The organism is Bacillus mobilis (genome assembly GCF_001884045.1).
In the GTDB taxonomy this organism is placed as follows: domain Bacteria; phylum Bacillota; class Bacilli; order Bacillales; family Bacillaceae_G; genus Bacillus_A; species Bacillus_A mobilis.
Genome location: NZ_MACF01000119.1, coordinates 144,261 through 168,194 on the forward strand (window position 1 = coordinate 144,261; position 23,934 = coordinate 168,194).

At 33.3% G+C, this 23,934-nt stretch carries 25 protein-coding genes and 1 pseudogene; 6 read left to right on the forward strand and 20 right to left on the reverse strand.

Going from position 1 to position 23,934, the window contains the following annotated elements; all coding sequences use genetic code 11:
* Positions 1-288 precede the first annotated feature (288 nt).
* The 3 genes from BAQ44_RS20300 to BAQ44_RS20310 form a co-directional block, all read right to left on the reverse strand.
* Positions 289-1,992, reverse strand: a complete 1,704-nt coding sequence (locus BAQ44_RS20300; protein ID WP_071723328.1) for a M4 family metallopeptidase — start codon at positions 1,990-1,992, stop codon at positions 289-291.
* Between the two features lie 450 nt (positions 1,993-2,442).
* Positions 2,443-3,429: a DUF4179 domain-containing protein gene (locus BAQ44_RS20305; RefSeq protein WP_071723330.1), complete on the reverse strand. Its 987-nt coding sequence runs from the start codon at positions 3,427-3,429 to the stop codon at positions 2,443-2,445.
* Positions 3,430-3,960 carry an RNA polymerase sigma factor SigX gene (locus BAQ44_RS20310; RefSeq protein ID WP_071723332.1) on the reverse strand — a complete coding sequence of 177 codons (531 nt, stop codon included), beginning with the start codon at positions 3,958-3,960 and terminating at the stop codon, positions 3,430-3,432.
* 233 nt (positions 3,961-4,193) lie between these two features.
* Here BAQ44_RS20310 and BAQ44_RS20315 point away from each other — a divergent pair, with 233 nt between their 5' ends.
* Both BAQ44_RS20315 and secY read left to right on the forward strand, forming a co-directional pair.
* The gene (locus BAQ44_RS20315; protein ID WP_071723334.1) at positions 4,194-4,466 is read left to right on the forward strand and encodes a spore coat protein GerQ; all 273 of its coding nucleotides are present in this window, start codon (positions 4,194-4,196) and stop codon (positions 4,464-4,466) included.
* Between the two features lie 491 nt (positions 4,467-4,957).
* Positions 4,958-6,262, forward strand: coding sequence for a preprotein translocase subunit SecY (secY, locus tag BAQ44_RS20320; protein ID WP_000490104.1), 1,305 nt, complete (start codon positions 4,958-4,960; stop codon positions 6,260-6,262).
* An 18-nt stretch (positions 6,263-6,280) separates the two neighbouring features.
* Here secY and BAQ44_RS20325 read toward each other — a convergent pair whose 3' ends face one another.
* Together BAQ44_RS20325 and BAQ44_RS20330 are read right to left on the reverse strand one after the other, a co-directional pair.
* Positions 6,281-7,318, reverse strand: a complete 1,038-nt coding sequence (locus BAQ44_RS20325) for a DnaA N-terminal domain-containing protein (protein WP_071723336.1) — start codon at positions 7,316-7,318, stop codon at positions 6,281-6,283.
* 134 nt (positions 7,319-7,452) lie between these two features.
* Positions 7,453-8,370 (reverse strand): DMT family transporter, encoded by a 918-nt coding sequence (locus tag BAQ44_RS20330; protein WP_071723339.1) that lies wholly within the window; start codon positions 8,368-8,370, stop codon positions 7,453-7,455.
* A gap of 146 nt (positions 8,371-8,516) precedes the next feature.
* On the opposite strand from BAQ44_RS20330, the gene pdxR reads away from it, so the two are divergent.
* Entirely contained in the window at positions 8,517-9,947 is a 1,431-nt protein-coding gene (pdxR, locus tag BAQ44_RS20335; protein ID WP_071723340.1) for a MocR-like pyridoxine biosynthesis transcription factor PdxR, read from the forward strand.
* Positions 9,948-10,046: 99 nt separating this feature from the next.
* Here pdxR and BAQ44_RS20340 read toward each other — a convergent pair whose 3' ends face one another.
* On the reverse strand, positions 10,047-10,976 hold the full coding sequence (locus BAQ44_RS20340; protein WP_071723342.1) for an NADP-dependent oxidoreductase: 930 nt from the start codon (positions 10,974-10,976) through the stop codon (positions 10,047-10,049).
* A gap of 197 nt (positions 10,977-11,173) precedes the next feature.
* Here BAQ44_RS20340 and mleBCA point away from each other — a divergent pair, with 197 nt between their 5' ends.
* Positions 11,174-12,028 (forward strand): BCA family alpha/beta fold macrolide esterase, encoded by an 855-nt coding sequence (gene mleBCA, locus BAQ44_RS20345; protein WP_071723345.1) that lies wholly within the window; start codon positions 11,174-11,176, stop codon positions 12,026-12,028.
* A gap of 117 nt (positions 12,029-12,145) precedes the next feature.
* Here mleBCA and BAQ44_RS20350 read toward each other — a convergent pair whose 3' ends face one another.
* Together BAQ44_RS20350 and BAQ44_RS20355 are read right to left on the reverse strand one after the other, a co-directional pair.
* Positions 12,146-12,481 (reverse strand): hypothetical protein, encoded by a 336-nt coding sequence (locus BAQ44_RS20350; protein ID WP_061679806.1) that lies wholly within the window; start codon positions 12,479-12,481, stop codon positions 12,146-12,148.
* An 11-nt stretch (positions 12,482-12,492) separates the two neighbouring features.
* Entirely contained in the window at positions 12,493-13,662 is a 1,170-nt protein-coding gene (locus tag BAQ44_RS20355) for a ParM/StbA family protein (protein WP_063263044.1), read from the reverse strand.
* Between the two features lie 209 nt (positions 13,663-13,871).
* On the opposite strand from BAQ44_RS20355, the gene BAQ44_RS20360 reads away from it, so the two are divergent.
* Positions 13,872-14,273, forward strand: a complete 402-nt coding sequence (locus tag BAQ44_RS20360; protein ID WP_063263045.1) for a hypothetical protein — start codon at positions 13,872-13,874, stop codon at positions 14,271-14,273.
* Between the two features lie 44 nt (positions 14,274-14,317).
* Here the strand turns inward: BAQ44_RS20360 and BAQ44_RS20365 are convergent, their stop codons facing one another.
* The 7 genes from BAQ44_RS20365 to sleB form a co-directional block, all read right to left on the reverse strand.
* The gene (locus BAQ44_RS20365) at positions 14,318-14,854 is read right to left on the reverse strand and encodes a DUF1697 domain-containing protein (protein WP_071723347.1); all 537 of its coding nucleotides are present in this window, start codon (positions 14,852-14,854) and stop codon (positions 14,318-14,320) included.
* Positions 14,855-15,007: 153 nt separating this feature from the next.
* Complete coding sequence (locus BAQ44_RS20370; protein WP_063263047.1) at positions 15,008-15,466, reverse strand: GNAT family N-acetyltransferase; 459 nt, start codon at positions 15,464-15,466, stop codon at positions 15,008-15,010.
* A gap of 195 nt (positions 15,467-15,661) precedes the next feature.
* On the reverse strand, positions 15,662-16,159 hold the full coding sequence (locus BAQ44_RS20375) for a GNAT family N-acetyltransferase (RefSeq protein WP_071723349.1): 498 nt from the start codon (positions 16,157-16,159) through the stop codon (positions 15,662-15,664).
* Between the two features lie 26 nt (positions 16,160-16,185).
* Positions 16,186-16,542 carry a hypothetical protein gene (locus BAQ44_RS20380; RefSeq protein WP_061679796.1) on the reverse strand — a complete coding sequence of 119 codons (357 nt, stop codon included), beginning with the start codon at positions 16,540-16,542 and terminating at the stop codon, positions 16,186-16,188.
* 107 nt (positions 16,543-16,649) lie between these two features.
* On the reverse strand, positions 16,650-17,246 hold the full coding sequence (locus BAQ44_RS20385) for a YhcN/YlaJ family sporulation lipoprotein (RefSeq protein WP_063263049.1): 597 nt from the start codon (positions 17,244-17,246) through the stop codon (positions 16,650-16,652).
* Positions 17,247-17,272: 26 nt separating this feature from the next.
* Positions 17,273-18,613 carry a germination protein YpeB gene (gene ypeB, locus BAQ44_RS20390; protein ID WP_071723351.1) on the reverse strand — a complete coding sequence of 447 codons (1,341 nt, stop codon included), beginning with the start codon at positions 18,611-18,613 and terminating at the stop codon, positions 17,273-17,275.
* 15 nt (positions 18,614-18,628) lie between these two features.
* A complete protein-coding gene (sleB, locus tag BAQ44_RS20395) occupies positions 18,629-19,408 on the reverse strand; it encodes a spore cortex-lytic enzyme (RefSeq protein ID WP_071723354.1) in 780 nt (259 codons plus the stop codon).
* A gap of 144 nt (positions 19,409-19,552) precedes the next feature.
* Here sleB and BAQ44_RS20400 point away from each other — a divergent pair, with 144 nt between their 5' ends.
* Complete coding sequence (locus BAQ44_RS20400) at positions 19,553-19,885, forward strand: DUF3889 domain-containing protein (RefSeq protein WP_071723356.1); 333 nt, start codon at positions 19,553-19,555, stop codon at positions 19,883-19,885.
* A 96-nt stretch (positions 19,886-19,981) separates the two neighbouring features.
* Here the strand turns inward: BAQ44_RS20400 and BAQ44_RS31850 are convergent.
* The 5 genes and pseudogenes from BAQ44_RS31850 to kynU all read right to left on the reverse strand — a co-directional run.
* Positions 19,982-20,065, reverse strand: a pseudogene (locus BAQ44_RS31850) (Pr6Pr family membrane protein); the annotation flags it as partial.
* 38 nt (positions 20,066-20,103) lie between these two features.
* Entirely contained in the window at positions 20,104-21,021 is a 918-nt protein-coding gene (locus BAQ44_RS20405) for a serine hydrolase domain-containing protein (RefSeq protein ID WP_071723359.1), read from the reverse strand.
* A gap of 117 nt (positions 21,022-21,138) precedes the next feature.
* Positions 21,139-21,978, reverse strand: coding sequence for a tryptophan 2,3-dioxygenase (gene kynA / locus BAQ44_RS20410; protein WP_063263054.1), 840 nt, complete (start codon positions 21,976-21,978; stop codon positions 21,139-21,141).
* Positions 21,979-22,010: 32 nt separating this feature from the next.
* Complete coding sequence (gene kynB, locus BAQ44_RS20415; protein ID WP_071723361.1) at positions 22,011-22,640, reverse strand: arylformamidase; 630 nt, start codon at positions 22,638-22,640, stop codon at positions 22,011-22,013.
* Between the two features lie 2 nt (positions 22,641-22,642).
* Positions 22,643-23,929 carry a kynureninase gene (kynU, locus tag BAQ44_RS20420; protein WP_071723364.1) on the reverse strand — a complete coding sequence of 429 codons (1,287 nt, stop codon included), beginning with the start codon at positions 23,927-23,929 and terminating at the stop codon, positions 22,643-22,645.
* Between the last annotated feature and the right edge of the window lie 5 nt (positions 23,930-23,934).

Genomic DNA, 23,934 nt, shown 5'->3' on the forward strand with positions numbered 1-23,934 from the left:
TTCGTAATTACTAAAAGATCAGGGAAATTATTTTAAAGCAATCGTTTGTTATCGCTTTCATTCTATAGTACTTCCTATTAATAGGTCAATATATTATTAATTTTCAGTTTTTTATTTTTAATCCTTATATATTTGTCACAACTTATTGAAGATAGACGGCCTCATTATCGCTTAGTAAGTTTATTTTCACTCATACATTGCTGCATAAAAAAACAGCTACTATCTTTAAAATGACAGTAGTTGTTTTTCATAATGTAATAATATATGAATGAAAACTATATTTCTAACTTACTTAATTTTTGCTGCATCAAATGCCTTTTGAACTGCTTGAACTTCAGCTGTATTCGCTCCATATTTATTCGTTGCCACTCGAATACATGCTGATCTCAATTCCTTGAAATTAGAAGTCATATTTAACTCATCTGTATTTGCATAATAGAAGATATCAAACATTTTATCTTCACCAATCCCTCTAACAGTTACACTGTTATGAGTTCCACCTTTTGCAATGAGATACGCAACTTTATTAATAATACTTGAATTAAAATGAACGCCACCTTGATCCCATCCATTAAAATCATTAAATTCACTGTAATCATCTGGATAAGGTACACCAAGTGAAGATGGAACAGAAGCCGGGTTTTCCATATCACGGAAAATAGATCCAGTTTGTTCTCCCATCGTCCAGTTAAAGCTTCCATTATTTACGTATTTCTCAATAGATGTTCCCATAATATCAGATAGCGCCTCATTAATCGCACCAGATTCACCGTAGTATTCAAGATTAGATTCGCTAGAAGTAACAGCATGTGTAAATTCATGGCCAGCTACGTCATATGCTTTGACGATAGGATCTCCATATACAAGCATACTTCCATTATTCGCACTTAAAGCATTCTGCCAATTTTTCGGATCATTCGTATCTCCAGAATCCCAAGCATGTACAACTGAAACTACCTTTTGTCCCTTATTATCAAAGCTATTACGTTTATATTTATCTTTATAAAAATCAAATACTTTTGTTGCTAAGTAATGAGCACTTACTGCTTTTGGATCGCTAAATGTTGTCGAAGTGCTAGTTGCTAATGTACCAGGATAATAGCTTTCTTCTTTAGTAATGTCTCTATAATTTACATCATATGTTTCAATTCCTTGGCCTCTTGTATAATCAGCAAGGGCATATTTGCCATTACTTTGTTTAGAGATACCAAATGTACGTGATATACCTAAATCATCTTTTCCTGTTCCAGTTAATGATGTAAGATTGCTTTTTTTACTTTTCTTTAATGCGCCAACTAGTTTTTCACTTGCTTTTAAGTTAGATTCTTGTACCATATTTTTTAACATATCACCATTTTGTGCATTTACTAAATAAGTTCCGGAAACATAGTTTGGTGTTGCAGCTTCAAATGTAACCTGATATGCATTGCTAGCTTGTCCATTCTTTTCATCAACAAAAATAACTTCTTTAATTTCTGGCTCAGCAATAAAATTGATATCGTTCCCGTACTTCGTATAAATATATTGTGTTGCTTCATCTTTTGATAGATTGATAGGTTTTTTCAATTCTTCTTGTTTTAAATTTTGCGCGCTATCGCCTGAAACACTTTTAATAACGCCCTTATTATCTACGTGTGCAGTTAATTGATGACCATATACTTCTTTTCCTTCGTATGTTTGCTGTATACGTACAAGTGTAGTCCCATCATATGAACCACGTTTTTGAAGAACTTTATAATCTACTCCTGTTTCCCCATTGACTTGCTTTGGAGAAAGAGCTTGTTCTGTTTTCTCCTTCAGAGCATCTTGTACTACATTCTCTGGTGCCTTTTGTGACGGTTGTGTAAGTTTACCTGAACGGAACGATTCTTCTTGAATTTGAACTTGTAGTTGATCTGTTTCCTCTGCATGACCTACTCCGTATGGTGCTACAGCTGTTAAAGCTAAGCCAGTTGTTAAAGCTACCTTAGTTAATGTCTTTTTGTTTTTCATTTTTTTCACCTCGTATAATTTTTGAAATAGAAAGCTTGTACAAAGTATACTTGCTGTTTCTGTCGAAAAAAAGAGAAAATACACAATTTATGTAATATTATGCATAATTACATATTGCAAGGACGATGATATAAATAAAGAACAACTCATATAAGTGCATTAATTTCAATAAAAAAAGAGCTCCCTAAGGTGCTCTTTACATACGATTAAAAATCATAAATGCATTGTGTCATTTATTAGTATATGCTCGTCTCATTCAATTGTTTATTTAGTGGTTTCTCTGCACAATAACCTTTAAAAATTCGTTATCTAATACATTGAAATTCTCCGGTACTATTTGATTAGTAAATAATAGAGATAGTTAAAATAATGTAAGAAACAAACATGATGAAAGCAAAACAATAGATAAAGATAGCACTCGACATGTATTGTTTTATTCTTTTTTTCATATTAATTTGTTTTATTTATTAACATTTCAGGATTAATTTGAAGTTGCCCTTTCCAAGATCCAGCTATTTTTCCTATTTTATTTATGTTTACATCTAATGTTAAAGGTTGTTTAAAGGAACCTTTTCCTTCAGAACCTTCAACAAATGTAATGACACCTTCTGGTCTGTCTTTATCACGTATGCCTACATGCTCTAACTTTTTTCCTTCTGACATTAATTCGAATGGTAAATTGTCTTCACTTTGAATAAATGATAATTGTGAAAACATACCATTTCCTATGTTATACTCAGGATTTTCTTCTTGTTGTCCGTTTATTTTCCCATCACTTTTTATATCTAATCCATTTGTATCAAATTCAAATGGCATAAGAGTTCCATCAGCTTTTTCAACTCTATAATGAACAGATATGCGCGCATCTGCCACATATAATTCTTTAAGATGTACAGTTATTCCTTGATCCGTTATTTTTTCATCGATAGGGATAAACTGCCCTTTCAACATACCTTCTTGCTGTACACCGTTTTCATCTTTACTTCCTTCATTTACAACTGAATCATTTAAAACCTCATTAGCAAAGTAAGAAGCAATATTAGTTGCTGCAACTTGAACTTGCGGAATCATAGATATAGTAAAAATACCTACCGCAGCAACCGCCGTATACATGAAACGTTTTGATTTTTTATTCATATTTGAAAATACTCCCTGCTTTTTTTCTATCATTTGATTTGTAGTAAGTACATTATTAGACTGGTTATGACTATTAAATGTTTGCCATGCTTTTTCGACATCAATATTTATTTCTGGAGTCTCATGAAGCTTCTCCTCGGCAAGTGTTGAATTTTCCCATTGATTTAATTCCGTTAGCTCAATTAATAAATTTTGACATTCCTTACATTTGTCTAAATGCTTTATAAATTGTTTTCTTTCCTCACGGGAAAGTTCGCCATCAATATATGATTGAATGGATCCCATTTCATAACAGGTCATTTAGTTCCCCTCCATTTGTTCAAAAATTTTCCGAAACTTTAGCTTAGCTCGTGCCAACAATGTTCCAATAGATGAATCGTCAATTTGAAGTACTTGCGCGATTTCTTTATATCGAAACCCTGAAAATTTCATTAACAATATCGTTCTTTCTTGTTCCTTCATTTGCTGCAACACCATTTGTACTTTTGTAATTTCTTCTTTTCTAATCCATTCATCATCTAGTGACGAATCAATTTGAACTTCTTGATATTGAGCTTCTTTATCGATTCTTGCCTGATGTCTCTTTTCAGAGCGAATGTAGTTATAGGCGACATAAGTAGACGACTTTATAAGCCAAGCACGTAAATTTTCTATTGCTTTCCAATCTGAATGATATAGTTGTAAAAACACCTCTTGCGCTAATTCCTCTGCAATTGTCTGTTCTTTTATGATCCATATGATTTGTTTAACAACATACGTATAGTTTTGTTTAAACAACTCTTCAAATGTTATATGTGAAACATTCCTCTCTTCACTTTTTATTATTTGCATGTAAGTAAAACCTCTCTCTCATTTGATGCCTGCATTATAGAGAAACCAGAATGCTCATTTTTGTGACAAAAAAATAATATTTTTTATTATGTACTACTACATCCGCTTATCTTCTAAATAAAGTTCACAAAATACATTCTTTTATACTAAATAACTTAATAGAACCCTTTTCATCGTCCAAGCATATTACTAGAAATTTTAATAGTATATTAAAAACTAAAGGAGACATATTAATGCAAAAAAACTCGTATAATGATTACGATTGTAGCATTCAAGATTTTTTATGCACCAATATAGGTGGACAAATTACGGCGGTTTTGACATATGCAAGAGATTCATCACTTGGTACGCAATCGTACACAGGGATTCTTACAGCAGCTGGAACTGACTATTTTACCATTGAGGATCCAGCCAGCGGTAAATTGTATCTATTACAACGAATCTACCTAGATTATATAGAATTTCCTAACAGTCAAACTATTAATAAACCAAAATGGTGCTGTTAAATATTTAATAAAAGTTTTATGAACTTGTGAGTATAAATAAAAAACACCCTATTAAAGGTGCTTTTTTTCATTCCTCTATTTCTCAAAATACGCTACTCATTGTCCAGTCCAGATATTCATTCTTCACATAGCATTTACTTTAAAAATAAGCTTTGCGATTTATATGTGAAAATAATAATCAAGAAAATTCCGACGATTAAAAACGTATCCATTCAATTTAATATTAAATAATTGTAAAAAAATGACCCTATTCATTCATTTTTCATGCGTATGTATGTACATTTGTTAATTTATTCGATATATTATGTGTATTGAATGATTATGAAAAGTTTATAGGTCGCTAAAAAACCTTATATTTTTATATCCATGAAAACTACAAAATGTATGTAAATCCATTTGTCAAATGAATTTAATGCGGAAGGAGGTTTGTGGTTACTTCATCGGGATATAATAATCAGTTTTACACTGATAAAAATATAGGAGGCGACATAATGTTTCGTACGATTTCAAATTTCATGAGAGTAGCTGAGATAAGAAACAAAATTCTTTTTACACTAGCGATGCTAATTGTTTTTCGCATTGGCACGTTTATTCCAGTTCCTCATACTAACGCAGAGGTATTAAAAGTACAAGATCAAGCTAACGTTTTAGGTATGCTAAACGTATTTGGCGGAGGAGCACTACAACACTTCTCAATCTTTGCTGTAGGTATTACACCTTATATTACAGCTTCCATCATAGTACAATTACTACAAATGGACGTTATACCTAAATTTTCGGAATGGGCAAAGCAAGGAGAGATGGGCCGTAAGAAATCAGCTCAATTCACTCGATACTTTACAATCATTCTCGCATTCATACAAGCCATTGGGATGTCTTATGGTTTTAATAATATAGCAGGTGGACAATTAATAACAGATCAAAGCTGGACTACATACTTATTTATTGCGACAGTTTTAACTGCAGGTACTGCATTTTTACTTTGGTTAGGTGAACAAATTACTGCTAATGGAGTAGGTAATGGTATTTCGATGATTATCTTTGCAGGACTTGTTGCAGCGATTCCAAATGTTGCGAACCAAATTTATTTACAACAATTCCAAAATGCAGGCGATCAATTATTCATGCATATCATAAAGATGGTTTTAATTGGCCTCGTAATTTTAGCGATAGTTGTTGGCGTAATTTACATACAACAAGCTGTGCGTAAAATACCGATTCAATATGCAAAAGCTGTTTCAGGAAATAATCAATATCAAGGAGCAAAAAACACTCATTTACCTCTTAAAGTAAATAGTGCTGGTGTAATTCCAGTAATCTTTGCTTCCGCATTTTTAATGACGCCGCGTACAATTGCGCAGCTCTTCCCTGATTCAAGCGTCTCAAAATGGATCGTTGCAAATCTTGATTTTGCACATCCATTTGGAATGACACTTTATGTCGGTCTTATCGTTGCTTTCACATACTTCTACGCATTTATTCAAGTAAATCCTGAACAAATGGCTGAGAATTTGAAAAAGCAAAATGGATATGTGCCTGGTATTCGCCCTGGTAAATCAACAGAACAATATGTAACTAAGATTTTATATCGATTAACATTTATTGGCGCAATTTTCTTAGGTGCAATTTCAATCTTACCGCTCGTATTCACGAAAATTGCTACGTTACCACCTTCTGCACAAATTGGTGGTACAAGCTTACTTATCATCGTAGGTGTAGCACTTGAAACAATGAAGACGTTAGAAAGTCAGCTTGTGAAACGTCATTATAAAGGATTTATAAAAAAAGTAAATTAAGTAAAAAAACACAGTTGGTTATTTTTCCAACTGTGTTTTTGATTCTGCTACATCTAATTTTCCCACTAATGTATCAATCACTTTTTCTAAGTTCACTATTTTTTCTTCTAATGCCTGAATGCGTTTTTCGCTATCCAGTACATTATTATATTTTAACTCATCATTGGACGATTTGAACTGCTCCCATAATTCGAAAATAATATTTTCAGTAGGTAATTTTAATTTTTCATCATTAATGTTTGCATCTTTATTTGATTCTAATTCAAATTGAAGTTCATATGTATTTCCAGTTAATTCTTTAGCTATTTGCGAAATTAAATCTTTATAAGACTTTTCAACCCATCCTTGTTGGAATTCGTTTTCAAAATAAATGATCAATGAATTTTCATTTATTCTGGCTGTCGTTTCTTTAACCCACGTTTCATATGAAGGTCTTGAAATTGTTAATTGGATTTTATCTTTTATTTCATCCCAAATCGTGTTGGATTCCTCTTGTTCAGAAGTGAGTGGATGATTTTGCATGTTAAGAATCTGTGCTATAGAAGTGGTTTTTGATTCTATTTCGAACCAAATTTGATATTCTTTATTTGTAAGATTCTGTACGGTACTTGAAATTATATTTTTATACTCTCCTTCAAGCAAATCACGATGAAACGCATCTTCACAAAAGATTATTAATGTATTATCTTCTATCGTAGCATTTGTATTTCTAATCCACGTCATAAAAGTTTTCTCTGCTAATTTTGGTCTTAATGCTTTCTTAACGTCATCCCAGCTATTAAGCCTTTCTTTTTGAATATCATTCAACTTATGTGGTTCGCCATTACATAGATCAAACTGAATTTCAAACGTCGTATTAAACATTTCTCTTAATGTATTAAATACTAATTCTTTGTAATGAGATTCTAACCAGTCACGTGCAAATTCATTCGGACAGTAAATTGTTAATAAATCATCCTCTAAATAAACAGTAGTATTCGTAAACCAAGTTTCATATGATGGTTTTGAAATTTGCGGTCGAATTTTTCGCTTTACTTCAGTCCAATTTATTTTCATAATAACTCCCCCTCTTTTATAGTTCTCTTTCATATAGCTTAATAATATTACGACTTTCCAATAAATAAAGTCAATCCGTATCTTTAATAAAATTAAAGCAGCTCTATTTTATACAGAGCTGCTTCTTTATACCACTACATTTCCTTCTCAAATAATCTCCCTTGTTTAAAATAAGTACGGAGTGTGGATCGATTAGCTAAAAATACACCAGTCAAAATAAAACATGCACCTATTCCCATTGCGGGGTTTAAAGGTTCGCCTAATATGATATAGCCTACTATAATAGCAATTAACGGTGAGACATATAACCACGTTGATGGGAATACAGGATTTGTTTTTGATAAGAGCCAATAATATAATCCATGCCCACCAATTGATCCGATAAAGATTAGATATAAAATAGGCCACTGTACACTCCAAGAGGCTAATACAGATACATTCGGTTGTTCTACTACGGCAGACACGATTAATAGTAAAACTCCTCCATAAAACATTTGAATACCATTTATGAGAAATGGTGAGACATTTTGTAAATCCGAAAGTATTTCTTTTGAGCGAATAGAGCCTATTCCGTAAAATAACTCTCCTATTATTAAAACAACACAAGCAATACTCCATATGAAACTTACTTCTTGGTGCATTCCTGGTAAAGAAACAAAAACAACACCTATTAGTGCAATAATTAAAGCTAGTAGTTGCTCCTTTTGTAATTTCGTCTTATTTCTCCTTGCCTGTAAAAACAAAATCATCATCGGTCCCGTTGCAGAAAGTACAGCAGCTAATCCCGAAGAAATAAATTGTTCTGCCCAGTACAGTGATGCAAATGTCATAAACGTTAAACAAAAACCAGCATACATAATTCGTTTTGAAAATACATGTGGCATAATTTCTTTCCTTTTTAACTTAAATATAATCATCAGAATTACTCCTGCTAAAAAGAAACGAATGCCTGCTGAAAATAATGGAGGTGCTCCTGCTTCAATTCCGATTTTTATCGTTAAAAATGTTGTTCCGAAAATAATACATACTAAAATATAATTGAAAATGACCATTTTTCTTCCTCCTTTTTACTCTTACCATGAGTATAGAAGGTATGGTGTATAACAGTGTAACTATGTATATAACAGTTGCCTAAAATTGTAGTTGATTCTCTATATATTTTTCGCTTTAATTAAATAAAAACGAAGAAGGTGAAACCATGAAGATTGTCCTTCATAAAGAATCCAACATACCGTATTACAAGCAAATATATATGCAAATCGTTGAAAGAGTACAAAGTGGCATGCTTTCACATGGTGACGCACTTCCATCTTTACGCACTATGGCCGAAGATTTACAGATTAGCCTATTAACAGTTCGTAAAGCATATAAGCAGCTAGAAAAGAAAGAATATATACGCATTGAGCAAGGAAAAGGTGCTTATATACATAAACATGGAAAGAAAGACTTCAAACCAATTACGTATAAATGGCAACAAACGAAAACGATTAATGTTATGCGATCTCAATATACAATGAATCAGCACCGGAAATATTACGATTTTTCACAAGCAATTTTATATCCTCGCTTATTACCAAATCCATTCTTAGCCGATGAAATGCATAAAATACTGAATAAAGACCAAATTCTCCTAGCAACGTATGGTCCAGTTCAAGGCGATTATGAACTGCGAGTTGAAATAGCAAGTTACTTAAAAGAACATCAGCAATTAGTGACAGATCCCTCTCAATTATTAATTACAAGCGGAGCACAACAAGGAATTGATTTAATTGCTCAAACATTATTAAAACCTGGTGATACTGTATTAGTGGAAAGTCCGTGTTACAGTGCTGCACTTGATATTTTCATCAATAAAGGTGCTCAAATTATTCCAGTTTCTCTTGATAATCAAGGAGTTCGCTCTGACTTAATAGATGATATTTGTCAAAGTAAAAATCCCGTATTATTGTATACGAATCCAACTTTCCAGAACCCAACAGGTACCGTAATGAGTAAAGAACGGAGAATGGAACTTATAGAACTAGCGGAGCTATATGAGTTTTTTATAATTGAAGATGATTCTTTCGGAGAGATATATTTTGAGGGTGCGACTGTTCCTCCTCCTATCAAAAACTTTGATACGAATGGCCACGTAATATATATAAAAGGATTTAGTAAGACGTTAGCCCCTGGACTGCGTATTGCAGCACTTATTGCAGATGGTCCTATTTTTGAATGGTTATATGCTGTCAAAGGTTCAATGGATATCGGTAGCCCTTTATTAACACAAAAAGCACTTCTACCTTTCCTGCGTGCAGAACGTATGAAAAACCATTTAGAAAAATTGCGTACGGCTTTACAAATTAGACGTGATATAACGATTGATTTGTTATTACCACTTAAAGAAATAAGATTTGAAATACCAAATGGTGGCTTTAATTTATGGATTACACTTCCTGATTCGATAGATCCCTTTACCTTATTACAAAAAGCAAATGAAGTAGATGTCTCTTTTTTACCAGGAACAGCTTGTCTATTAAATCCCGAAATAAATAATCACCAATTAAGGATTAGCTATTCTATGTTAAATGAAAAAGATATGTTAATTGGTTTAGAGAGATTACATGATACAATACGAAACTGTATATAATAGAGATAACATTACATGTCCAATAAGAAATACTATCCCAAAATGAAAATGTGACTTTTGGGATAGTATTTGTTTCTAAGTTTTTTCGTGGTTCAAACATTATCCTCCGACTTTCATTACAATCTTACCTCTAACATGTTGACCTTCACTCAAAATATGAGCTTCTCTAACCCCTGCTTCATTAAACGGAACAATTTTACTTATGATTGGTTTTATTTTTTCATGTACAATTAAATCTGATAATTCTTCTAGTTGCTTTCCATTTGGTTTTAGCCATAAAAAACCTGATTTTATTCCTTTTACTTTTTGAATTGGCTCATGAACAATCGAAACGAAAACACCACCAGGTTTTATAATTTGAAAACTTTTTTCTTGTACTTCGCCACCAATTGTATCTAACACAATATCAAAATCTGATAGTAGTTCTTCAAATTTATCTTTTTTATAATCAATAACAAGATCCGCTCCTAAAGACTTTAAAAACTCTTCATTCTTACTACTTGCAGTTGTCGCAACAAAAGCTCCAAATGATTTTGCGATTTGGATAGCTAAACTTCCAACTCCGCCAGCTCCAGCATGAATAAGTACTCGGTCATGTTCTTTTATTTTTGCGTAATCTACAAGACTTTGCCACGCTGTAAGTCCTGCAAGAGGAATAGAAGCTGCCTCTTCGAAACTTAGGTTTGTAGGCATATAGGATACTAAATCCGATTTTACTGTGATAAATTCAGCATAAGAGCCCTGTCCTATATTCTCAGGTTTCGTATACACCTTATCTCCTATTTTGAAACACTCTACCTCTTCCCCAACTTCTTCAATAATTCCAGCTACATCTAACCCTAAAATGATTGGAAATGAAAATCGTAACTGTTGTTGTAAGTCTCCTTTTCTTATTTTCCAATCAACAGGATTAATAGATGTTGCGATAATGCGTATTAATACCTCGTTATCTTTAACAACCGGTTTTAAAACTTGTCTTTCTGTTAATTCTTCAACACTACCATATTGATCTATAACAATTGCTTTCATTTCCACTCCTCCTTGTTGTTTATTTTAATAACATACAAATATTTCTCAAAATTTTTTGCCTTGAATTATCATAAACTTATTTTTGGAGGTAATTTACGTAAGAAACATTATGAATTCCAAAATGAATCTTACACACACCTTAGAATCATTCAACACTTTATTTTTAATTACATTAAAAAAGAAATGGGGATAAATTTATGACTGAAAAGATATTTAAAATAAACGGGATTGATATATGTACAGAAAGCTTTGGGAACCCTAAAAATCCAGCTATTTTATTAATTATGGGCGCTACGTGTTCAATGGTTTATTGGGATGAAGAATTTTGTGAACAGTTGGCTAACACAGGGAAATTTGTTATTCGTTTTGATAACCGTGATGTAGGGCGCTCTGTTGCATATGAACCCGGTACTTCCAATTATACAGTTACAAATATGGCAGAAGATGCAATTGGAGTACTTGATGCTTATCATATTGATCAAGCACATCTATTTGGTATGTCATTAGGTGGTATGATAGTTCAAATTGCTGCTGTAATACATCCTGAAAGAATATTGTCGTTAACATTACTAGCTACAAGTGTAATAGGCTCTGACGATAATACGCGTGATTTACCTCCGATGGATGAAAGAATTTTAACACATCACGCTAATGGCACACATTTAGATTGGACAAATGAAAAAGTTGTAGCAGAATATTTAGTTTCAGGATCCCGGCTATTATGTGGATTAAAACGAACATTTGATGAAAAAAGGGTCTATAAACAAGTGAAACAAGAAATAGAACGAGCTAACAATTTATTAAGTATGTTTAATCACGCTCTACTACAAGGAGATGATGCATATGAAAATGTGCTTTACTCCATACAAGCACCTACATTAGTCATTCACGGAACAGATGATACCGCACTCCCTTTTGAACATGCTCTCGCACTTATTGATGAAATTCCTAACTCAGTCCTATTAACCCTCGAAGGCGCAGGACATGAGATTCATCCTGATGACTGGAAAGACATAATTCATGCTGTTACTGAACATACTTCTAAAATATAGGTGAATAACGTATAGAAGGGGCACACCACAATTTGTGCCCTTTTATTCGTTACATGAAAAAAGCCCATCACTGTATCCATATGTATAGTGATGGGCACTTCTTATATTTTTCTATGTTTAAAAAAACGGACAATCTAATTGATCAACAGATTCCCATGATTTTTTTTTTATATTTTCGGTGGATTTATTAGCTTCTAGTGGTACGTTTTTAAAAGGGTTTACTTCAACTTTTAATATGGAAGATGGCTCTACGTATAATGAGAAAACATGGCTACTAGGTATAGCTTTTGACACATCAATATCTCCTACTTGTTTAAAAAGTTGCTGCGCTGCAAAGAAAAAGAAATTCGTTGGGTTCGATTGTTTATTTAGCCATGCAAGCATTTCAGGTGATACTGACTTATGAATATTGATTTTTACTCGATCACCACGTTTATATCGCCTAGATCGCATGCTTCCACCAACTAACTTATCGTTAAGTTTGTAAACCCTAACTCTTTTTGCTTATGCTCTCTATATTTTGGTGAACAAGTGTATACTAATAATCCACGTGCATTTGTAAATAACGGATTATCTACAAAAATTACATTTGTTAATCGTCCTTTTTGTTTTAAAATCATTTTCAAACTGTTTTTAATAATTACTGCGCCCCCGCCATAAATAAATACGTATGGATCGTCTTTCATATCATCAATTTTATTTATGATATCCGTTGCGACACGCGCTGCTAAACCTAATAATGCTGGTTGTGATTCTTCAACTAACAACGCATTTCTTGGATGTTTTTCATGTAAATAAATTTGGTTAAACTCTGTAATGCTATCGATCGTTTTTGTTGGATACTTCCGGTTCCATCTCGTAATAATTTGTAGCAACGTTTCTTTCACACCATATGATAAGCCCTTACTTAGTTGTGGCCTAAAGTTCACACCTAGTGAAACTACTTCTTCTGTCGTCCCTGCACCAATATCAAAAGATAATAGTGTTTTATCAACAAAATCAATTTCTGAAACTTGATTTTGTTCACATTCTATTTTATGTTTCACAACATTTCCTTCTTCATCATATACAATGCCCCACGTCCCGGAAGCACCTTCAGGTAGGCATTTACAAAACTCGATAGATACATTAATCGTAACATCACGTCCGTTTGGATAATGGAACACAACTTTATGATTACCCATATAACGTTTCGCATTTTCCGCAGCTATTTCTTGTGTAATAAGCTGCATAGGAAGAGCAACAGATAAATCGTAACGAATATTAATATGACTAGAAGTTGGACTTTGACGCATAGCACTTACCGCTAAACCAGATAGAATTGTAATAACCATTAACTCATCAGTTGACTTATTCGATTTCTTCTCAACCTCAGTACCTTTTAATTGATCTTGAATGACTTTTTCTCCAACAATATACCGAACGTTATTTAACATTAGCGATGGAGAACTAATGGTCACGTCAATGTGATTTTCTAATTCAGATAATGAAATATCCCCCTCATCTAACAATCCTGTAGGCTCTCCTATATATAAAGAATATATACTCGGAATAAAAATAGGGTCTTGCCCTTTCACCATTAACTTCAAACCGTTATTTCCTGCATCAGCACCAGCTTTTAATAGAATAGACATAACTACCCCCTAAATTAATCTGACATCCCTTCCAAATATATGCGAGCCCATTCTTTTACATTCAAATGTAATGTAATTTTTTGTTTATCGTAAAAACAAAATATCACATTATCGCCCCTTAATGTAAAAAGTATTTGACATAAAACTTTCCCAATTTTATACTATGGATGTAAAGAGTTTTTTACATAATAGGAGGTGTCATTTCTAAATTGAATCATAAAAAATTTATTTTCATAATTATCGTTTTATCATTAATCGGAGTCCTTATATATGGCGCATATAAATATGTAACGGAAGGTTCGATTTTTGGAGGGACAATATTCGCTTTTTCGTTAATACTTGGTAATTTAATTAATCAAATTACTTGGGGAGATCCAAACGGAGTATCAGAAGAAAGCCAAGATGAAATGGGACAACAAATTAAATATAAAAGCTTTAAAATTGCTTATTTTGTACTAATAGGCCTTATGTTTTTTATTTTAATAGCATCAGAAGGATTTGCATTCCTATTACTCGATGAAATAAAGAATCTTCCTCTTTTTATCTCTCTTTGTTCTTCTTTCTTTATTTATCCTATTGTCGAACTTATAGTCGCAAAACAATATAAATAAAAAGGTGAGATTTTCTATATACAGAAAATCTCACCTTTTTAAGTTTATATACCCTCAACTATCGCTTTTAATTTATTCACTGTCCGCCAATTTCTTACTGTAGATGCTGTATGTAGCTTCTGAAATTGACTCATTAATTTAGAATTTCGAATGCTATTTTTGAAAAACAAGTACACTACCTTTTCATCTATATAACAATCTTCAGTTTCACTTTTTTGCATAAGCAGCTGATCTTTTTCTTTTTCAGAAAGTTCATTTACTAAGAAGGCAACATGAATACTCTCACCTTCTAGCAATGAATCAGCTTCATAGGGGCATCTTTTTATAATGTTTATAAATTCATCATGTGTACTTAATATGACTGGAACATCATACCCAAAAGTGATTTTAATTTCAGATTGTATTCGTTCCTTTAGAGATCTTATATCTTCATCAGATTCAAATACGATATTACCACTTTGAATATATGTTTTTACTTGTTTTAACCCTATGGATTCAAACATTTGTTTTAAATCCGCCATTTGGATTACCTTATGCCCGCCTACATTGATTCCTCTTAGTAATGCAATATAAATTGTCATATCATTTCTCCTCATTTAAATGTGTTTCAAAGTTGATGTAAAGATATTTAATACCCTATAAGAACCTTACTACATTTTATTATAGTAAGGTTCTTATAGCGGTTAAATTTTATTCAACGAAAGCATCTGTTTGTTGAATAAAAAGTGCTTTCGTTATAGAGCCGTTGACTTTTTAAACAAAGGTATGCACCCTCCACTAGGCCCATAAGCAACTCCAATTTTATCCCATCCATATTTTTCATAATAGCCGTTAAGATCTGACGTAAGATAAAGAAAATGGTACCCTCTTTTTGCAGCTTCTAGCAGTCCATGATTCAACAATTTTTCACCAATAGAGTTACCTCTAAATTTTTCATCTACAAACAAACATGCTAGCCAAGGGCTCAAATCCTGACGACTATTTAAATCATTGCGAATTAATGCATATGTTCCGATAATTTTATCATCTACTTTTGCAATGTAAAAACTCGGTATGTCATTTGGATCAGTTAAAGCATTAGTCATGCAATCTTTATAGAATGCCCGCCCACCTTCCTCACCCCATTCTTTCCAAAAAACATCTATTGCCTTATTAAATAAGTCATCCTTCTTTAGTAATTGAATAATTTCCATACAGCTACGCCCCCAAAAAGTATTATTTAATGATTGTCGAACTAACTAAATTTAATGTTTTTCAAATATCTTTATTTTTTATGTATCTATCTATAATTTCTTTACTCTTAAATAAAGCCTTTTAACATATATTCTCTTATCGTTCTAAATAAAAAAACTTACTACTTTGTTATGCAAGAGTAAGTTTTCTTCTCATTATTTTATGATAGGTAAATGCATTATAATTTGTTGACCAATTGGTCCCATTCTTCTAAAACCTTGATCTTGGAAACCGACTTTTTCGTATAAATTTTGTGCAGAAATATTTTTTTCATTTACAGCAAGTACAACCTCATTTTTTATCGGGAAATAACGTTTTACAAACTCTTGTAATAATGCCAATGACTTTTTAGCATATCCTTTTCTTTGTCTATTGTGATTTATAGAAAATGATGTTAAAAGTAAAGCATCTTGATTGTCTGTGAATTCCTGTACTCTATCCCCTGTTTGCAATGCGAAAAGACCAACAGGTAACCCATTGTAATCTAAAATAACAATCACATTTTTTGTTCGATCACTTTTTGCTTTCTCCAATAATTCGCCTGGATCTGATGTGAATTGAACTTGTTCACTTGGTAAAGTAAATGTTTGTATAACTTCTTTATATTTCTCCTTATACGGAACTAATTGAATTTCCCCTGTATGTATGTTCATGCGAAACTCTCCCATTTTTCAACATATTAACTTAAACCTTGCTGCGCTTTTGAATGCACTTTTCCATCTAAAAAAGTAATTTCAACTAATGAAGTTGGATCGCTACCCTTCCAAGAAAAAATTTGTTTAATTTGTGTAGAATCTTCTACACCTTCTTCTATAAGTAAATTACCATCAAAGCCAATTAAATCTTTCACTTCTGTATAAGTCATTCCTTCATTTATATTCAAGAAATGATTTATATTGATAGAATCTTTCTGCTGCCTTTCCATCACAGTAGAAGAAGTCGCTGTTTGTTTTTTCACTTCTTTCTTCTGCTCACACGCTGTCATACTGAAACCTAAGCATAAACTACATACTATTAATGCGCTTTTTTTCATCATAACAGTTGTCCCTCCCATCATAATTAAACCATATATTTCCTTAAAAATAAACTGAATATTAAATATTATATTGAAAAATCCCCATACAATTAAGTACGGGGTTAATTTTATTTATTCAAATGATTATTTGATTGGTCATTCTGTTCTTTTCTTAGTTCTTGTTCTTCATCTTTTGGTAATTGTTTATCATTATCTTTAATTGGATTCGTTTCTCGATTTTCAATCATGTCATTAGGAACTTGTGGCATTACTCGGCCAACGATTGCAGCTAACTCATCAAGTATACCTTCACCTGTTTTTCCTTTTTTAATTTGCTTTCCAATTTGTTTCAGTCGTTCATACGTATCAACATCTGCTACAACGACTGCATTAGCACCATCAGGATCGTTTTTCAAACTTTCTGCAACAGAGTATTTAATAGACTCAACGCGAGTTCGATCAAGTTTCGCTTTTACATCAATACCTACAATTGCATATTTGCCGACTACTACGGCAGTTGCATCATTCACACCTGGCACACTAGCGGCTAAAGAAGCTAAATGATCCGCTGCTTTTTCATTTGGCTTATTTGGTTTGTTCGTGTAATTAACATTTTTCGTCGAAACATTTTTTTGCTCTGGTTTTTCATTTGGATTGTCCTTTTTTCCAATACTGCATCCAGTTATTAAAAAGCAAAGCATCAACATATATATTAGGCTCTTCATTATTCTCACCACTTTACTATTAAAATTTAATCATAAATTTTTTCAACAGCTTGCATTTTCTTCACTTTTTCCTCTGCACCGCTATTTGCATTAATGAAAATTTGGTACGTATCTTTTCCTAAAGTACCTATAAACTCATAGCAGAGTACTTCATTATGCAAATCATTTACTACGACAGCTTTTCGTTCTTCCATAACTTTAACATCTGGATTGATTTTCTTTCTTGCTTCTGCTGCAGTTAGCTTTGCTGATGGAACTGTTCGCTTTTGATGTGATGCTAAATATTCTTTTGCGGAAAATCCAACGATAGAACCGTCATCTAAAGCAATTTTCATTTGAATTGCTTCTGGATAAATTCGTACGCCATTTTCATTTACAACATACGTAAATACACCAACATTATCATATTGTGAGCTATCAAAAAGCTCCATATTATTAAACTTATGATCCTTTAAGAATGTCAAACCTTTACTTCCTGCATCGTTTAAACTAATTTTCTGTTCTTTAATATCTCGATTATTCATAACCCAAATTGGATATCCGCCTTTTCCGGTAATATCCATATAAAACTCATTATTCGTTGCTGGATCTTTTATTTTCACACTATAGAAAGATTCTTTCGCACCTTTTCCACTTTTCTCAACATCTACTTTTTCATTTCCTTTTAAGTTCAAAAACGATTTTGCAATTTTCGCTGCTTCATCTTTAGAAATTGCTTTCCCTTCTGCTTCAAATCCACCTTTTTTATTTTTTTGTGCACTAGTAAAGGTAGGTCCGAAGTTTGTAGATGAATACGATGTTACGTTTTTCTCTACTGTTTTTAAACCGTCAATAATTGTATTGTCTGCAGGGTCACGATTTGATGCGAGTGCCATCTCAACATCCATCCAGCGTAAATTGTTTTTCAATACTAGATGTTGTACTTTTCGTAACTCATCTTGTATATTTCCTGCATTTGAATATAAAGTTTCCAATGTTTTGTATTCTTGATCATTTAACGGCTCTTTTTCTAAATCACGAATCGCTGCACGATAACTAAAATCACCGATATTCGCTAAAAATTCTTCCGTTTTATTAAAAGGCATTAATGTTAAAGGAAGTTGTCCTACATCCGAACGAGCTTCAGATGTTAATCTCCATACGTCTGCTAATGCAGGTGATAAAGACGCACGCGAATTCATCGCAAGTGTTGTTCCAATTTTGTCGTGCAACAAATCAACCTCGTACGCTAAATCATGAAACGCTCGTTGATAGCTATTTTCCGCTCGAATTAATACTGCATTCTTCTCTTGGTGCTCTTTATAGCCCCAGTAACCCGTTCCAACTACACCGACTGTTAATAATACGATTATAATACCTCGTAACATAGTTCCACCTCCGCTCTATTTACAGAAAATATGTTTTCCGATCTTTTTAATTTGTGGACGAGTCCAAATCCATTTACTTGTCGCTGTATCCGGATTGAAATAATACAATGCATTTCCTGTTGGATCCCATCCATTTAGTGCATCTAATACAGCTTTTTTCGCTGTTTCATTTGGTGTTAAATATATTTGTCCATCTGCAACCGCCGTAAAGGCTCTCGGTTCAAATATTACTCCTGAAACAGTATTTGGAAATGATGCACTTGTAACTCGGTTTATAATAACCGCAGCTACAGCAACTTGCCCTAAGTACGGTTCTCCACGAGATTCTCCATATACTGCGTTTGCCATGAGCTGAATGTCATTTTGAGAATAACCATTCGGAACATTTGTCCCTTTATTTTGAGATGGTTTATTTTCTTGTGCAGTACCACCACTATTTCCTTTATTCGTTGTTGTTCCTTTATTAGCAGTCGACTTGTCATACTTCGTTGCCTTCACAAGCATTTGCTTCGTTTTAGCTCCAGCTAAACCATCAACAGGTAATCCGAATTTCTCTTGAAAATTTCGAAGTGCCCAGTATGTACCCCATCCGAAAACCCCATCCACTTTTCCCGTATAAAACCCGTTATATTTCAAACGAGATTGCAGTTCAATGACATCTTCACCAGATGCTCCTCTTTGAATGACTTGATTAGAAAAAGCTTCTACATTTTTTAGTTGTATACTACTTACCATCAAAGATAGTCCGATGAACGCAAGTAAAATTGCTATTTTAAAAATAGCTTTTTGACGCATAATTTTCCCTCCTTGATTACAGAAATGATTTCTTGGTTATGTTTTGTAAAAGGCTCGCTTTTATGTAAAGAAGACAAAAAAATCCAAACTCATATCGTTAAAAAAATATGTAAACAATATAAAAAAAGATAAAAGGAGTTCATTATGAAGAAATTGTTAAAACGTATCGCACTCGTCATCCTGTTCATAACAACATGTTCTAACATATATACTGGTCCATCAATTGTTCATGCGCAGCCTCCGTATGCCAAATGGGGGAAACTTGCTGTAGAAAAGACGAAAGAACAATACCCAAAAGCTGAGATTATTGATTATCTTCATATAGGTAGAAAACCAAAAACCGTTCAAATAACAATCGAAAAATTTAAATTGTGGCTACGTGAGAATGGGCAAGAATATGGTGTTTTTGTTGATGTAGAGTTTGAAACGAAGACGGATAAGTTTATAAAAATGTCGTTTCAGAAGACGAGTAGATAAAAAGAAACCTCCACTGTTTAGCATATGAACAGTGGAGGTTTCTTTCATTTTTAAAATTCTTTCTCAAAATTTCGATTTCCTAAAAATCTTATTAACATACAAATTAACTGGAGTGAATGGTTTCACTTGCGCTCTTATTATAGCGCTCCATGCTAAAAGACTTAAACATAGTCTATAAAGATAATGTTTTTACACCTTTCATACATTCTCTCCTCTTCTTATATAAACTTATTATTCTCCTGTACATGCTCAATAAACAATTTCAATGGAACAAGTCCGCGTTTTGGCATATGACTACTTATGACAGCAACAAGCTCTAACTGCGGAATGATAACGATGTATTGTCCGCCGTATCCCATGGCAAAATATATACAATACGGTATGTGAAATCTTTCGTTATTCAAAACCCACCAGTGATATCCATACGCCCCGACATGTTCATACGTTTCAAATAGAGCTGTAGTTGATTCTTCTAACCATTTCGATGATACAATTTCATTCCCCTGCCAATATCCATTCTGCAAACATAATATTCCGAGCTTTAATAAATCTTTAGATTTCATTTTCATGCCGAACCCGCCGACATGTATTCCTTGGGGATCTTGTTGCCACTCATATTCTGTAATTTCTAACGGATTAAATAAGTACCTTTTCGCAAACTGCTCTGTCGACATTCCAGTAGCTTTTTGGATGATGTAGCTGAGCAAATGCGAAGAACCTGAGTTATAATTCATTTTGGTAGCGGGTTCTTCAATTATTGGTTTTTCTAATATGTACTGGACCCAGTTTTCCGATTCTACAAAATCATTTGGGAACACTACTCCATTTCCAAACTCTTTCCAATCCTCACCTGTAGTCATCGTTAATAAATGATACAGAGTCAAATCCTGCTTTTCCTCAGATACATTTTCAATCCACGCTGTAATCGGTGTTTGTATATCATTTATATAGCCTTTATCTATTGCAATACCAATTAATATAGATACGATGCTTTTTGTAATCGAATTTATTTTAAATAGATTATTTTCACATTCTAACGTTTTATAATACTCAGTTGTTAACTCACCTTTTTGATAAACAAGAAATGTATTTACTTTTTTCTTTTCAAATTTATTTTCTAGTTGTTTAAAATCCAAAACTTTACCTCCAATTAGATTGTTACTTGATTTATTATAACTTGTAGCTTTCATTAAAACATAGTTGCGTTCAAATAAAAAACAAACCTGCCAGTTATGAACTGACAGGTTTGTTTTTTATAATTTTGTACGAACATTCCAAAGTTCTGGGAAGAATCGTTGATCAAGTACTCGTTTTAAATAAGATACACCAGAAGATCCGCCTGTTCCCATTTTATGTCCGATAATACGTTCTACCGTTTTCATATGACGGAAACGCCATTGTTGTAACCAATCTTCAATATCGATTAATTTTTCAGCGAGTTGATATAAATCCCAATACTTTTTCACATCCGCATACACTTCAATCCAAGCTGCTTCTACTGTTGCATCTTCTTCATAAGGCTGCGTAATGTCACGGTTTAACACATCTTGATGGATCGGGAATCCTTCTTTTACAAGAGCTTGAATTGCGACATCATACAAACTTGGTGTATGTAGCGCTGTATGAAGTCGAGCGTGTAATTCTGGATCTTTTTCATAAATTTTTAATGCATGCGGCGTCTTATAGCCAAGCGCATACTCAATCATACGATATTGATATGATTGAAAACCTGAAGCTTGACCGAGTGAATCACGAAACTCAATGTACTCTGATGGCGTTAATGTCGCAAGAATATCCCAAGATTGAATAATTTGCGACTGAATTTTTGATACACGTGCTAACATTTTAAAAGCTGGTTGTAATTTATCATTTTTAATAGATTCGATTGCTGCATTTAACTCATGTAAAATAAGCTTCATCCAAAGTTCACTTGCTTGGTGAATCACGATGAATAACATTTCATCATGATGGTCTGATAATCTCTTTTGAGAAGATAGTAAACTATCTAATTGTAAATACTCCCCGTACGTCATATTCTCTTTAAAGTCCGTATGAATCCCTTTTTCCATAATTACCTTTTCGTTTTCTTTCATATTAGCCAAACGCCCCTTTTATATAATTCTACTTAAATTGGTCTAATAACTGCTCGAACTGGACTTCCATCTGCTTCTGTTAAAGCAAGTGGTAATGCGATTAATTCATAATCGCCGTCTGCTACATGATCTAGTACGACATTTTCTAAAATGTGTATGCCGTGTTTAAACAATTGATGATGCGCTGCTAACTCTTTATCATCTAATGGATCTACTGAAGGTACATCTACCCCGATTAAACGGATACCTTTCTCTGAAAGAAACGGTGCTATATCTGCACGTAAATGCGGGATTACATCTGGGAATTCATTCGCTTTGCCATGTGAAGATGTGCGTAACAATAATCTTTCTACGCCTTCTAAATGAAAGCTTTCTAATTCCTTTTTCCCAATGCTTTCTAGATTAGAAACATCTATGATGCGCGCTGGGCCGACATAAACTTGAACGTCTAAATCTATTACTTTTTTCCCATCACTATCAAAATGAAACGGTGCGTCAATATGAGTACCTGTATGAATACTCATCGATAACTTTCCGACATTTACTGACCCACTCTCTTCTTTTGACCATGAAACTTCATACGAGAACGGTGTATCTCCTGGCCAAGTAGCAATATCATTATTTAGCGGTTGTGAAATATCAATCCACTCTGAATTTTTCATGCTTATGCCACAACCTCTCGCTTATTTTCAAACTGCTTATATTCTTCATCTTTCATGATTTTCTTTAAAATTTGAACAGAATGCCACACTTCTCCGTATGTGTTATATAAAGCAACCGGCGCAAGTCTTACTCCATTAGGTGCACGGAAATCAGGAATAACTCCATTTGCTTTTAACGCTTTACAAATACGTGCTGCTTCAGCATGCTCTAAATAAATGTGTCCGCCTCTTTTTTCATCCTCTAATGGATTGCCAATTGTAAATCCAAAATCTTTTAATTCATGATCTATTAAATTAAGCATGTATCTTGTAATATGTAGCGATTTTTCACGTAAACGTTCTATACCAGCATCTTTAAAGATTTCAAGAGAACCGATTAACGGTGCAGTACTTAATACGTGCGGTGTACCAATTTGATAAGCACCTGCATGATCAGCAGCTGTTAATGTATGTTCCATATCAAATTGCTTATCTTTTCTAGAACTAAACCAACCTGATAATCCTGGAAGTCTATTAAAATGCTTTTTATTTACATAAAGTCCCGCAACTCCACCAGGTCCTGCATTTAAATATTTATAATTACACCAAATAGCGAAATCAACATCCCATTCTTTGAAATGATGCGGAATAGAACCGATTGAATGACATAAATCGAATCCGATATGAATACCACGTTTATGTGCTTCCGCTGTTAAACGTTTCATATCAAGAATTTGGCCGCTTCTATATAGTACAGAAGGCAATAAAATTAACGCGATATCATCTGTCATTGCGTGAATAATATCATCTTCAGAAAGTGTTCTACCATCTCGGCTCGTCACTCGTAATAAATGCTCATCTGGATCTAATCCTTTTAAACGAATTTGACTTTGAAGTGCATATATATCTGACGGGAATGTTAATTCATCAGCAAGAATTTTTGTACGTATTCCTTTCGGTTCATAAAATGTTGCAATCACTTGGTGTATATTCGTCGTCGTGGAACCGGTTACAATTGTTTCTTCTGGTAACGCTCCAATAAGAGGCGCTGTCAATTCACCTAATTTCTCCGAAAGGAAAAACCAGGGATGCTCCCCCTCTGTCCAACCATCTATGCCATACTCTTTCCATGAATCTAGCAACGCAAGTAACGATTTCTCTGCTCTTTTTGATAGTAGTCCTAATGAGTTTCCATCTAAATATATTGTTCCTTCTTTTTTATAGAATTCAGTTTGAAAATCTTTCAGTTCATCATGTTTATCACATTCAAGCACATATTCATAAGTTGGTTGAAATGGTTCTTTATACATGGTGT